The 12242-nt window shown below is 72.2% G+C and carries 6 protein-coding genes; 1 reads left to right on the top strand and 5 read right to left on the bottom strand.

What is annotated here, in order from left to right; all coding sequences use genetic code 11:
* Positions 1 to 25 precede the first annotated feature (25 nt).
* Positions 26 to 6523, bottom strand: coding sequence for a hypothetical protein (locus tag J2847_RS05520; protein ID WP_209777757.1), 6498 nt, complete (start codon positions 6521 to 6523; stop codon positions 26 to 28).
* A gap of 185 nt (positions 6524 to 6708) precedes the next feature.
* Between J2847_RS05520 and J2847_RS05525 the strand changes: the two genes are divergently transcribed.
* Positions 6709 to 7272: an NADPH-dependent FMN reductase gene (locus tag J2847_RS05525; RefSeq protein ID WP_209777759.1), complete on the top strand. Its 564-nt coding sequence runs from the start codon at positions 6709 to 6711 to the stop codon at positions 7270 to 7272.
* A 55-nt stretch (positions 7273 to 7327) separates the two neighbouring features.
* Here the strand turns inward: J2847_RS05525 and J2847_RS05530 are convergent, their stop codons facing one another.
* From J2847_RS05530 to J2847_RS05545, 4 genes are all read right to left on the bottom strand, one after another.
* Complete coding sequence (locus J2847_RS05530) at positions 7328 to 8161, bottom strand: enoyl-CoA hydratase (protein WP_209777760.1); 834 nt, start codon at positions 8159 to 8161, stop codon at positions 7328 to 7330.
* Positions 8162 to 8184: 23 nt separating this feature from the next.
* On the bottom strand, positions 8185 to 9252 hold the full coding sequence (locus tag J2847_RS05535) for an ABC transporter ATP-binding protein (RefSeq protein ID WP_209777762.1): 1068 nt from the start codon (positions 9250 to 9252) through the stop codon (positions 8185 to 8187).
* Positions 9249 to 11015 carry an ABC transporter permease gene (locus J2847_RS05540; protein WP_209777763.1) on the bottom strand — a complete coding sequence of 589 codons (1767 nt, stop codon included), beginning with the start codon at positions 11013 to 11015 and terminating at the stop codon, positions 9249 to 9251. The genes J2847_RS05535 and J2847_RS05540 overlap by 4 nt, the downstream gene beginning before the upstream one ends.
* A 133-nt stretch (positions 11016 to 11148) precedes the next feature.
* Positions 11149 to 12204 carry an extracellular solute-binding protein gene (locus J2847_RS05545; protein ID WP_209777765.1) on the bottom strand — a complete coding sequence of 352 codons (1056 nt, stop codon included), beginning with the start codon at positions 12202 to 12204 and terminating at the stop codon, positions 11149 to 11151.
* Positions 12205 to 12242: the final 38 nt, after the last annotated feature.

Raw genomic sequence — 12242 nt, forward strand, 5'->3', positions numbered from 1 at the left:
GAAACCCTTAAAATCGTTAACATTCTCAGGCATTTCCGGACGCATGCACGCCTGATGGGTCGTGGGGCTGCGGATGGTGTCCATTGGGGTCATGAACTTCGGCGGTCCACCCCGTTCCGTGGAGGGCCGGGATGTCCACTGCAACCGGAGCGGCGTTGGGCAGGCCGAGGCCGGAGGAGAGCAGGGCGGCGAAGTCGGTGCCGTCATGGCCGCCGGTGAAAGGTTGCGGCTGGGACTGATTCGGCACCTGCGCGGCAACCTGTATCTGGGCCACCTGCGCCTGGGCCACCTGCACCTGGGCCGCCTCCGCCGGCTTGACGTCGAAGGCGACGCCGGCCGCCGCGTGGGTGCTGCCGTCGGCCATGGTCACGCTGGTGGTGCCGAGGATGCGGTTGCCGGCCAGCGTCGCGTCGCTGGCGGTCCAGGTGGTGGCGATGGAACGGATGCCGGCCTCCGCCAGCGTCCGCAGCTCGCCCGTCTGGCTCACCCCGTCGGCGTTGTGGTCCTGCCAGACCTGGAGCGTGGCGAAGGCGGCGTCCGCCGCGTCCAGCCGGCCGTCATGGTTGTCGTCGAGCGAGGCCAGCGCCTCCAGGCTGCTGTTGAAGCCCTTGCCGAACTGCTCGGACACCAGCTCGCGCGCGTCGTCGATCCGGCCGTTGTGGTTCTCGTCGCGCACCAGCAGGGCGTTGCCGGCCCCGACCCAGCCGGTCTGATCGGCGACGCCGTCGCCGGTCACGTCGAACCGCACGCCGTCGGCCAACGAGCGCAGGGCCAGCCCGTTGCCGGTCAGGTCGAGCACGATGGGGTCGCTGGCGACGGTGGTCAGCTTGATGTTGTCGACCGTCAGGATCGGGTTGACGCTGTTGTCGCCGGTGTCGGACGCGCCGAAGCCGAGCGACAGGGTGCTGCCGGCCGCGAGCGTCGCGGTGAAGGTGCCGCTGCCGCTCGCCGCCTTGGCCAGGATCGTCACCAGGCCGTTGACGCTGACGAAGGCGAAGTCCTGGTAGGAGCCGCTGTCGGTGAAGGTGAAGGACCAGTGGAAAGTCAGCGTCGTCGCCTCCGTCACCGTGACGGTGCTGGCCAGCTTCATCGCGTGGCCCGCCGATGGCGTGACCTCGGCCTTCGCGGCGATGGATCCGTGGGCGAGGCCGAGGAAATCCTCCAGCTCGGTCGGAGTTTTTCCACTGGCCGAGGTGACGGTTCCCTCGTGCCCGTCGCCGGTCGCGCCGACCGAGCTTCCGCCGGTGGAGGTCCAGCCGGTCAGCCCGTTGTCGAAGGAGCCGTTGGGGATCAGCACGCCGGGGTGCAGGGTCACGCTGTCGGTGGCGCTGGAGAAAGCGCTGCCGTCGGTGGTGTCGACCGCCACCTTGGTGCCGTGGGTTCCCGTCGTCTGGTCCCAGGCGCGGATGGTCAGGGCGGCGTTGACGGTGCCCGGCACGCTGGCGTTGGGCTGGAAGTAGAGCCGGTCGTTCGCGCCCAGCAGCAGGGCGGAATCGCTGTCGTTGACCGTGCCGACGAGGTGCCAGGTGGCGCCGCCGTCGGTCGAGTACCACCAGTGGCCGTAGCTCTCGTTGGTGCCGACCAGGGCGATGCCGGCGAGGGCGTCGCTGTCGCCGTCGGTGACGTTCGCCGGGCCGGTGCCGTTCAGCCCGACCAGCTTGGACACGGCGATTCCGGCGGTGCCGGCGCCGGGGGCGGTCAGGGCTTCGCCCGCGGTGGACAGTTGCAGGTCGGTGTCGGCCAGCACCGGCGAGGCGTTGGGCGGCTTCACGGTGACGGCGACCGAGGCGGTCGCGGTCAGCGGCCCGCCGGCTCCGCCGCCGCCCTGGTCGTCCACCAGGATGTGGATGCTGTCTGCGCCGGTGTAGGAGGTGGCCTTGTAGAGCAGGCCGTTGGTCGCCCCCAGCAGGCTGTTGATGACGGCGAGCGTCGCCCGCACCGTCACGCTGTCGGTGCCGTTGCCGGTGATGACCGCGTCGAGCCCGCCGCCGTCGAGCGTCAGCGTGCCGTGCCCGGCGGTCAGCGTGACGATCAACGGCGTCGAGCCGGCGTCGATGTCGGAGACCGACAGGCCGGTGACGGCCACCGCGACTCCCTTCACCGCCGTCAGCGCCGAGGTGCCGGCGGTCACCTGCGGCGCGTCGTTGACGGGGGTGACGGTTCCGGTCAGGGCGATGGTGTCGGCGCCGTAGGCGGTGCTGCCGCCGACCCCGGTCGTCGTCAGGTCGACATGGCCGCCGGTGGCGACGGTCGCGGCGGATTGCTCGATCAACCGGACGGTCAGGGCCGGGGTGGTGCCGTTCCAGTCGGCCGCCGGCACGAAGCGCAGCTTGTCCGCCGCCGCGACCACCAGGGCCGACCCCGCCGACACCGCGCCGACGGCGGCCCAGGCGGTGCCGGTCCAGTATTGCCAGACGCCCTCCGCCGGCGTGGCGGCGTTGCCGACGATGGCGACGCCGGCGAAGCCGTTGGCGGTGGAACCGCCGGCCACCGCGTCGGCGGCGTCGGAGAACAGGGCGCCGAACAGGCTGGTGACGGTGGCGCCGGCCGGGTCGGCGGTGTCCTCGGCGATGGTGGGCAGGGTGGCGGTGGTGCCGGTGGCGACGGGCGCGTCGTTGACGGCGGTGACGGCGCCGGTCAGCGCGATGGTCTCGGCGCTGTAGCGGGTGCTGCCGCCGCTGCCGGGCAGCGCCGTCCGGCTGCCGCTGACGATCGCGCCGTCCGAATCGTCGACCAGCCGCAAGGTCAGGGCCGGGGTGGTGCCGTTCCAGTCGGCGGCGGGCAGGAAGCGCAGCTTGGCGTCGGCGGACAGCAGCAGGGCGTTGCCGGCGCTCGCCGCGCCGACGTCGGCCCAGGAGCCGCCGGTCCAGTATTGCCAGAGCCCCTGCGCGGCACCGGCGGCGTTGCCGACGACGGCGACCCCGGCGAAGCCGTTGGCGGCCGAACCGCCGCTCACCGTGTCGGCCGGGTCCGAGAACAGCGCGGCGAACAGGGTGGAGACGGTGGCGCCGGCCGGGTTGGCGGCGTCCTCGGCGATGGTCGCCAGCGTGGCGGTGGTGCCGGTGGCGACGGGCGCGTCGTTGACGGCGGTGACGCGGCTGTCGAGCGTGATGGTGGTGGCGCTGTAGGGGGTGGCGCCGCCGACGCCGAGGCTTCCCAGGTCGATCCGTGCCCCGCTGGCGCCCAGTGTGGCGGAGCTGTCGATCAGCCGAGCGGTCAGCGAGGGCGGCGTGCCGTTCCAGTCGGCGGCGGGCAGGAAGCGCAGCTTGTCGGTGGCGAGGACGACCAGGGCGTTGCCCTCGCTCACCGCGCCGATGGCGGTCCAGGCGCTGCCGTTCCAATATTGCCAGACGCCCTGCGCCGGGTCGGAGGCGCCGCCGACGATCGCCACGCCGGCCAGCCTGTCGGCCCCGGTTCCGCCGAGCGCGTCCCTCGGGTCGGAGAACAGCGCCCCGAACAGCGACGACACCGTGGCGCCGGCCGGATCGGCGGTGTCCTCGGCGACCGCCGTCAGCGTGGCGGTGGTGCCGGTGGCGACGGGCGCGTCGTTGACGGGGGTGACGGTTCCGGTCAGGGCGATGGTCTCGGCGCTGTAGCGTGTGCTGCCGCCGGTGCCGGCGTCCAGGCTGACCCGGCTGCCGCTGGCAATCACCCCCTCGGAATCGTCGACCAGCCGCAGGGTCAGGGCCGGGGTGGTGCCGTTCCAGTCGGCGGCGGGCAGGAAGCGCAGCTTGGCGTCGGCGGACAGCAACAGGGCGTTGCCGGCCGACACCGCGCCGATGGCGGTCCAGGCCGAGCCGTTCCAGTACTGCCATTCCCCCTGCGCGGCGGTCGACGCGTCGGCGACCACCGCGACCCCGGCGAAACCGTCGCCGGCCGCGCCGAACACCGCGTCGGTCGGGTCGGAGAACAAGGCGGCGAACAGCGACGAGACGCTGGCGCCGGCCGGGTTGGCGCTGTCCTCGGTGACGGCGTCCAGGGTGGCGGTGAGGCCGGTCGCCACCGGGGCGCCGTTGACCGGCGTCACCTCCAGCGACAATTGCCCGACCTCCGCCGACAGCGGCGAGGTTCCGCCCGTTCCGGTCAGCGCGGCCAGCGTGCCGAACCCGCCGGCCCACTCGTCGTTCACCGCGCGCAGGCCGAGCGCCGGCGCGGTGCCGGAGGCCCCGGCGGCCGGCAGGAAGCGCAGCAGGGCGTTGCCCGGCAGGATCAGCGCCGACGCGTCGCTGACCGTCCCGATCGCCAGCCAGCTGGATCCGTCGGCGCTGTATTGCCAGACGCCGAGCGCCGAATTCCCGTTCGCCACGACGGCGACGCCGACCACGCTGCTGCCGGCCTCGCCGGGGCGGAACATCGCCTCGATCAGGTGGAAGACGGTGAAGCCGGCCGGCGCCGCCGTTCCCTCGGCCACCGCCAGCGCCTTGGCCAGCGCCGCCGCGTCGAAGCCGGCCGCCAGGATGGGGGATGGCGCGTGATGCGCGCCGGGGATGGCGGGGGTGACGGCTCCGGGCGTCGTTCCACTGTTGGAGGCCGCATTCTCGGCCGCCTGCGTCACGCTCTGCACGATCCGCTGCTGGGTCTGGGCGGCGACCGCGAAGGCGTCGGCGGTGACGGTCTTGGTTGCCGGCGCGGTGCTCGCCGGCTGCCCGCCGTTCGTCGCCGGGGTCGGGGCGGTGCTGTCGCCGGAGGTCGTGGCCTTGTTGCCGCCATCGGGCGTGGCGAAGCTGACCGGCTTCATCGCGGGACCGGCCAGATCGGCGGATTTGCTCGGCGCGGCCGACTCCCGGGGGGATCCGTTTTCCGAAGAGGAGGAGTTCGCGGAAGCGGGCGCGTCGGCGGCCTTGTCTCCGGCATCCTTGCCGTCCTTGGCCTCGTCCTTGCCGGCGTCCTTCTCGCCCTCCTTCCCAGCGTCGGTCTTCTCCCCGCTGTCGGCGACCTGCGTGGCGGGCTCGGCCTTCGCGCCGTCGGCCGTGGCCTTGCCTTCGCCTTTCGCATCGGCCTTGCCGTCCTTCTCGCCCTCGGCATGCGCCTCCGGGTTGGCGGGGGCGGCGAGGTCGGCCAGCGCCTGGTTCTCGGGCGAGACGGGAACCTCGCTGGCCTGGCTGTTCTGCTGGGCCATGTCGGCGGCCTGACGGGCGGCGGCGAGCGCCTGCCCCGGCGAGCGGCCTTCCGCCAGCGCCCGGCCCAGGGCGTCGCCGAAGGCGCCGCCGCCGCCGACCGCCTGGACCGCCTGCTGCACGTTCTGGCCGCTGGCGAGCGCCGCCACCAGCCCGTCGCCCTTCACGCCGCGCGCCGATTCCGCCGCCATCGCGCTGGCCGCCGCCACGTCCTGACGCGCGGCGCCGAGCGCGCCGGCGACCTCCTGGCCGGCGGACAGCGCGGTCCCCAGCGCGTGGCCGAAGCCGCCCGCCGCGTCGAGGCCGGCGGCGGCGGCGAAGGACTTCACCGTTTCCGTCACGTTGCGCCCGGAGGCGAGCGAGGCGACCAGCGCGTCCGCCGGCTTCGGCGCCACGCCCGCGGCGCTTTCCTGCGCCGCCATGTCCGCCTGCGCCCTGGCCGATGCGCCGAGCGCCGCGTCCGGGGCGGTGCCGCGCGCCAGCGCGTCGTTCAGCACGCTGGCGAAGGCGGCGCCCTCGCCGGCGCCGCGCAGGGCGTCGGCGCTCCCGGCGGCCAGGGCGGTCATCAGCCGGTCGCCGCCGGACTGCTCGACCAGGATGGATTGCGTCTGCGCGCCGCCCTGCTCCGCGCGTTCGGTGGCCGCCGCGACGGCGCTCGCCGCGTCCGCGCCGCTCGACAGCGCCCGCTCCAGCGTCTCGGCGAACAGGCCGGCGCCGTCGCCGCCGAGCGTCTTGACCGCGTCCGTCACCGCCACGCCGGAGGCCAGCGCGGCGGTCAGCTTTTCGGCGGGCGAGAGGTCCACCGTCGCCGCGGCGGGGCCGGCGGGCGCCGGAGCGTTCAGCGCCTGCGCCAGCGCCGCCATCGGATCCGCCGAGCCGGCCGGGCGGGCGAGCTGGTCCATCACCCCGTCGAACAGCGCGGTGGCGAGGCTGGCGGAGGGCGTGCCGTCCGCCGAACCTTGCGTGGCCGTGCCCTGAGTGGCCGTGCCCTGAGTGGTGGCCGTGCCCTGCGCGACGGCCCGCGCGACGTCCTGCCCCTGGGCCAGGGCGGTGGCCAGCTTCTGCTCGCCGGTCAGGCCGGCGGCGTCCTGCACGGCCTGCGCCATGCGCGCGGCGGTTCCGCCGGTGATCCGGCTGGCCTCGGCGATGGCCGCTTCGGGCGACGCGGCGCTTCCCATCCCGGAGGCGAAGCTCTGCACCCAGCCGTCGGCCAGCCTGCCGGCGTCCGTTCCCGACACGCCTTGACCGGCCAGAGCGGCGGCGAGCTTCTCCTGCACCGCCTTCAACCCGCCGACATTGCCGCCGAGCAGCATCGACGCGGCTTCGGAGGTCAAATCGTCGGGAAAACTCAGCAGTGGGGCGGAAGCGTCGGCGGTGGTGCGGGCGGTGTCGTGGGTGTCTGGCACGTCGTCCCTTTCGCCGTCCCGGCGGTCACATTCGGCAATGTGGTCACTTTGCCGCAGTCTGTTGAAGAAATCCTGAACATCCTTGTAACGATTTGGATCGGTTCCCGTCCGGTTGACGCCTGTGGCCGGAGCCTGGAAATCTGTCATGATCGTTCCTCGCACCGTCCGGCAGAGGGAGGAAATGGATGACCAGATTGATCGGGCTTTCGGGCAGCCTGCGCCGCGGATCGCTGAACACGGCCCTGCTCAGGGCGGCGGCGGGGCTGATGGCCGACGGCGACGAGCTGACCGTCGACACCATCCACGGCATCCCGCTCTACGACGGCGACGTCGAGGCGACGGACGGCATCCCGGCGGCGGTGAGCGCGCTGAAGGAGGCCATCGCCGGGGCGGACGGTCTGCTGCTCGTCACGCCCGAATACAACAATTCGATCCCCGGCCCCTTCAAGAACGCCATCGACTGGCTGTCCCGCCCGCCGGCCGACACCAGGCGGGTGTTCGCCGGCAAGCCGGTGGCGGTGATGGGCGTCTCGCCGGGCGGGTTCGGCACCGTCCTCGCCCAGGCCGCCTGGCTGCCGGTCCTCCGCACGCTCGGGGTCGATTTGTGGACCGGGAACCGGATGGCGGTCTCCCACGCCGGCAAGCTCTTCGGGGAGGACGGCACGCTCGCCGATCCGAAGACCGTCGAGCAGTTGCGGAGCTTCGTGCAGGGCTTCGCGGCCTTCGCGCGGTCGGCATCCGGGGGGTGAGAGCCGGCGTGTGAAGGCCGTGGCGCGTCAGCGCCCGGAAATCACCGCCGGACGCTTATCGCCCGCTCCAGGCCGGGCGGCGCTTTTCGAAAAAGGCGGCGATGCCCTCCTGGTAGTCGGCCGACAGGTAGCAGCGGCGCAGCAGGTCGGCGTCGATGTCCGGCGGCAGCCCCTGGTCGCGCAGCCGGCGCAGCCCCTCGCGCGTCGCCCACAGGGTCAGCGGCGCCAGGGCGGCCAGCTCCTCGGCCACGCTCTGGCCGTGGGCGGTCAGCTCCTCCTCGCCGGCGGTGACGTTCCGCAGCGCGCCGGCCGCCGCCAGTTCGTCGGCGGTCAGCAGGCGGGCGCTGAAGATCATCTCCTTGGTCCGCGCGGTGCCGAGCACCGCCGACAGCCGGGCGAGATTCCTGACGCTCAGGCAGTTCCCCACCGTGCGGGCGATGGGAAAGCCGAAGCGCACCGACGGCGAGGCGATCCGCACGTCGCAGCAGGAGGCGAGCAGCGCCCCCTCGCCGACGCAGGCCCCCGACAGCACGGCGACGGTCGGCACGCGCACGGCTTCCAGCGCCATCGCCGCCGCCTCGGCGCGGATCTCCAGGATGGTGAAATCCTCGGGCGACGCGACCGCTTGCAGGCAGGACAGGTCGGCCCCGGCCATGAAGGCCGGCTTGTCGCCGGTGGCGCCGGTCAACGCCAGGGCCTTGATCCCCGGATCGGAATTGACCGCCCGGCAGATCTCGATCAGCCGGTCCTCCATCCACGGGGTGATGGCGTTGCGGGCGTGCGGACGGTTGAAGATCACCCATTGGACCGCGCCGCGGCGTTCGGTCAGGATCTCGGGCGGCGCGCCGGGGGAGGCGCCCGTGGCGGCGCCGGTCGTCGGGTCGGTCATGTCGGTTGGTCCTTGAGAGGCGGTCAGGCCGCCGGGGCCAGGATCTGGCAGGCGTCGATGGGGAGATGGACGGTCGTCGCGGCGCCCGGTCCGTAACGGTGCTCCGGCGGCACGAAGGCGCGGATCGTCCGGTCGCCGCCGATGTCCACCAGCACGTCGCGGTGCTCGCCGAGATAGGCGGAGCGCACGACGGTGCCGGGCAGGCTGTTGCAGGGCAGGCCGCCATCCCCGCCCAGCCGCACCTTCGATGGCCGGACGCAGAGCGCCACGGACCCGCCCTTCGCCGCGCCGCTGCGGTCCGGGGCGGTCAGCACATGATCGCCGACGCGGATGGCGCCCTCGCCCTCGCTGGTGCCGGCCAGCGTGTTGTTGGAGCCGATGAAGCCGGCGACGAAGGCGTTGGACGGCCGCTCGAACACCTCTTCCGGGCTGCCGAGCTGCTGGACGATGCCGGACTGCATGACGGCGATGCGGTCGGCGGTGACAAGCGCCTCCGACTGGTCGTGGGTGACGTACACCGTGGTGATGCCCAGCAGGTCATGGACCTGCCGGATCTCGAAGCGCATCTCCTCGCGCAGATGGGCGTCGAGGTTGGACAGCGGCTCGTCGAGCAGCAGGATCGACGGTTCCACCACCAGCGCGCGGGCTAGCGCCACGCGCTGCTGCTGGCCGCCCGACAGCTCGGACGGGTAGCGGTCGCGCAGAGGATCCAGCCGGACGGTGCGCAGCGCGCGGGTCAGCCGCTCGGCGACCTCGGCCTTGGGCAGGCGGCGGATGGTCAGGCCGAAGGCGACGTTCTCGGCCACCGTCTTGTGCGGCCACACCGCGTAGTTCTGGAACACCAGCGAGATGCCGCGCTTTTCCGGCGGCAGCACGCCGCGCGGGGAGGAGAGCAGGGTGTCGTCGGCCCAGATCTCGCCCTCGGTCGGCGCCTCGAAGCCGGCCAGCAGTTGCAGCGTCGTCGATTTCCCGCAGCCGGACGGGCCGAGCAGCGCCAGAAGCGTGCCGTTGGGAACCTGGAGGTCGATGCCGCGCAGCGCCGTGTAGTCGCCGAAGCTCTTGCGCAGGTTGGTGATGCGGATGCCGCTCATGAGGGAACTCCGGCCGCCGTGGCGGTCTTGCGGGAGGTGCGCCGCGCGCCGGTCAGCCCGGCCAGCGGGCGGGCGATGGCCACCAGCAGCAGCGTGATCAGGAGGAGAAGGACGCTCATCGCGCAGACGGCCTCGTAATTGCCGCCGTCCTTGGCGTTGTAGATCAGCGTCGTCATCACGTTGGTCTTGGGCGTGATGAGGAAGACGGCGACCGACAGCTCGCGGATGATCGGGATGAAGACCAGGAACCAGCCCGACACCAGCCCACCGCCCATCAGCGGCAGGGTGACGGCCAGGAAGGTCCGCGCCTCGCCGGCGCCCAGGCTGCGGGCGGCGCGCTCCAGTTCCGGCCCGATGCCCTTCAGGATCGACCCGCCGTGGGCATAGGCGATCGGCAGGAAGGTGGCGGCGAAGGCGGCGATCAGCAGCAGCGGCGTGCCGTAGAGGTTGAAGGGGGCGCGGGTGTAGGCGGCGAAGAAGCCGACCGACAGCACGATGCCGGGGATGATGATCGGCACCGTGGCCACCGCCCCCAGCAGGGAGGCGCCGGGCATCATCCGCCGCTCGACGATGTAGGCGACCAGCGTGCCCAGCGCCACGCACAGCGTCGCCCCGAGCGTCGAATAGACCAGCGAGTTGACGATGGCCGTGTGGGTCTCCGAATTGCCGAAGATCGCCCACCAGTACCAGTAGAGGGACAGGTTCTCCCAGCTCAGGCCCAAGCCCCAGGCGCGGGTCAGCGACACCAGCAGCAACGCTGCGTAGGGCAGGAAGACGGCGACCGTCGGCAGCAGCAGCGCCAGGAACAGGGCGGGCCAGCGCCAGGCGCCCAGATGGATCTGCCGCCCGGCGCGCGTCTTGCCGGAGATGGTGACGTACTGCTTGCGGCCGAGGTAGCGGCGGCGCATCCAGAACAGCGCGCCGGTGACCAGCAGCAGCGGCATGCAGTAGGCGGCGGCCAGATAGATCTCGGGCGGGAACAGCTGGTAGAACTCGGCCAGCTTGGTGGTGACGACCGGGATGCCGGTCGGCGTCAGCAGGAAGGCCGGGACGCCGAACAGCGTCAGCCCCTGGATGAAGGAGAGGATGAAGCTGGCGATCACCGCCGGGGCGGCCAGCGGGATGGTGATGCTGACCATCGTCCGCAACACGCCGCAGCCGAGCGTCGTCGCCGCGTCCTCCAGCTCGACCGCCATCTCGTCGAGCGCGCTCGACACCATGGTGAAGCTGTAGGGCACCGTGTAGATGCCGCAGACGAAGACCGCGCCGGCCATCGAGTAGATGTTCAGCGGTGCCCCGGCGCCCTCGCCGGCCAGCCAGCGCCACGCCGTGTTGAGCCAGCCCGAATTGGGCGCGGCCAGCAGGATCCAGCCGGTGGCGCCGATGAAGGACGGGGTGACGAAGGCGGTCAGGGTCAGGACGCGGATGCTGCGGCGGAAGGGCAGGTCGGTGCGCGACACCAGCCAGGCCAGCGGCACGCCGATGCCGACGGCGATCAGCGCCGTGGCGGCGGCCAGGACCAGGGAATTGACCAGCGGCTCGATCAGATCGGCCGACTGGACGACGCGCGCGTAGTTGTTCAGGGTCCAGGCGCCGGTCGCGTCGTCGTGGAGGCTGTTGAAAAGCACCCAGCCGAAGGGCTGGACGACCAGCAGCACCAGGAGAAGGACGACGGCGCCGAGGATGGTCGCCTTGACGAGCGGCACGCGGGCCATGACGGGACGCGCCACGGCGTCGCGGGAACTGGTTGAGATGACCCCCATTGGGTCCGCCTCCCGTTGCCAAGGATGGGCCTTGCGGCCCAGCATGATGGAGTGTTCCCGAACCGGCGACCGGGTGGCAACCGCCGCCGGCGGGGAAAGCCCTCTCCCGGGGCGGGAGAGGGGGCCGAAGCAACTAGCGCACCAGTTCCTTCCACTTGGCGATGCCCTCGGCCACCTCGGCGGCGAGGTCGTCGCCGGTGTTGCGGAACCACTTCATCTGGTCCAGCGAGCGGCCTTCCGCCCAGGCGACGTCGGTGCGCAGCGTCGGCCAGAAGTTCCTCGACAGGATGTCCGACACCTCCTTGGAATAGAGGAAGTTGGTGAAGAGGCGCGCGGCGTTGGGGTGGGGCGCCTTGGCCGGGATGCCGGTGAGGCCCAGGTTCAGGATGGCGTCGTCGGTCGGCACGCTGACGTCGATCGGGTTGCCGGCCGCCTTCTGGGTCAGCGTGTAGCTGAAGGGCGCGCCCGATCCCACGACGCGCTCGCCGGCCAGGATGTCGGTGACGGTGTCGACGTTGGACTGGCCGACCTTGGGCTTCTGCTGGCCGAAGCGGCGCAGGTAGTCGTCGCCGTACTTGCGGCGGATGGCGACCACCCAGCTCGCCACGTCGCCGGAGAAGGCGGGGCTGCCGGTGGTGATCTTGCCCTTCCACTGGTCCTCCAGCAGCGCCATCCAGCTCGTCGGCGGGGCAGCGACCTTGCCCGGCGCGTAGTTGATGCTGGTCAGGCTGATGGCGCCGACATGATACATGGCGTCCTTGTCCAGCCCCTTGAAAGCGGCGGGCAGCATGGCCGCGTCGGGCGGCTCGTAGGCGGCGAGCGCGCCGATCTTCTTCAGCTCGGTGTAGTGCAGCAGGTTGGTGGTGCCCAGCGAATCGCACTCGGCGACGCCGTTCTGCAACTCCAGCCGCAGGCGGGTGTAGACGGTCTGCGAGGCCTGGCGGAGAAGCTGCACCTCGATGCCCGGATACTTCGCCTTGAAGGCGTCGCGGATCGCCTCCATCGTCTGCTGCTCGTAGGAGCCCCAATAGAGCGTCAGCGCGCCTTCCTTGCGGGCGGCGGCGTAGAGCGGGTCGTCCTGCGCGGTGGCCAGCCGGGCGAAGCCGGTGCCGGCGAGGCCGCCGGACAGCAGCGCCGTCCCGACCAGCCCGCCCGTCTTCAGAAGCCCGCGGCGAGAGATGTCCGTCATGTTCGTCGTCCCTGTTCGGTTGTTGCGTGAATGCCGTT

Origin of the sequence: Azospirillum agricola (assembly GCF_017876095.1) — a bacterium.
GTDB classification, from domain to species: domain Bacteria; phylum Pseudomonadota; class Alphaproteobacteria; order Azospirillales; family Azospirillaceae; genus Azospirillum; species Azospirillum agricola.

Bases quoted from the DNA above. Each gene is read 5' to 3' on its own strand.
- J2847_RS05525 (WP_209777759.1), top strand. From the start codon at position 6,709: ATGACCAGATTGATCGGGCTTTCGGGCAGCCTGCGCCGCGGATCGCTG.
- J2847_RS05530 (WP_209777760.1), bottom strand. From the start codon at position 8,161: ATGACCGACCCGACGACCGGCGCCGCCACGGGCGCCTCCCCCGGCGCG.
- J2847_RS05535 (WP_209777762.1), bottom strand. From the start codon at position 9,252: ATGAGCGGCATCCGCATCACCAACCTGCGCAAGAGCTTCGGCGACTAC.
- J2847_RS05540 (WP_209777763.1), bottom strand. From the start codon at position 11,015: ATGGGGGTCATCTCAACCAGTTCCCGCGACGCCGTGGCGCGTCCCGTC.
- J2847_RS05545 (WP_209777765.1), bottom strand. From the start codon at position 12,204: ATGACGGACATCTCTCGCCGCGGGCTTCTGAAGACGGGCGGGCTGGTC.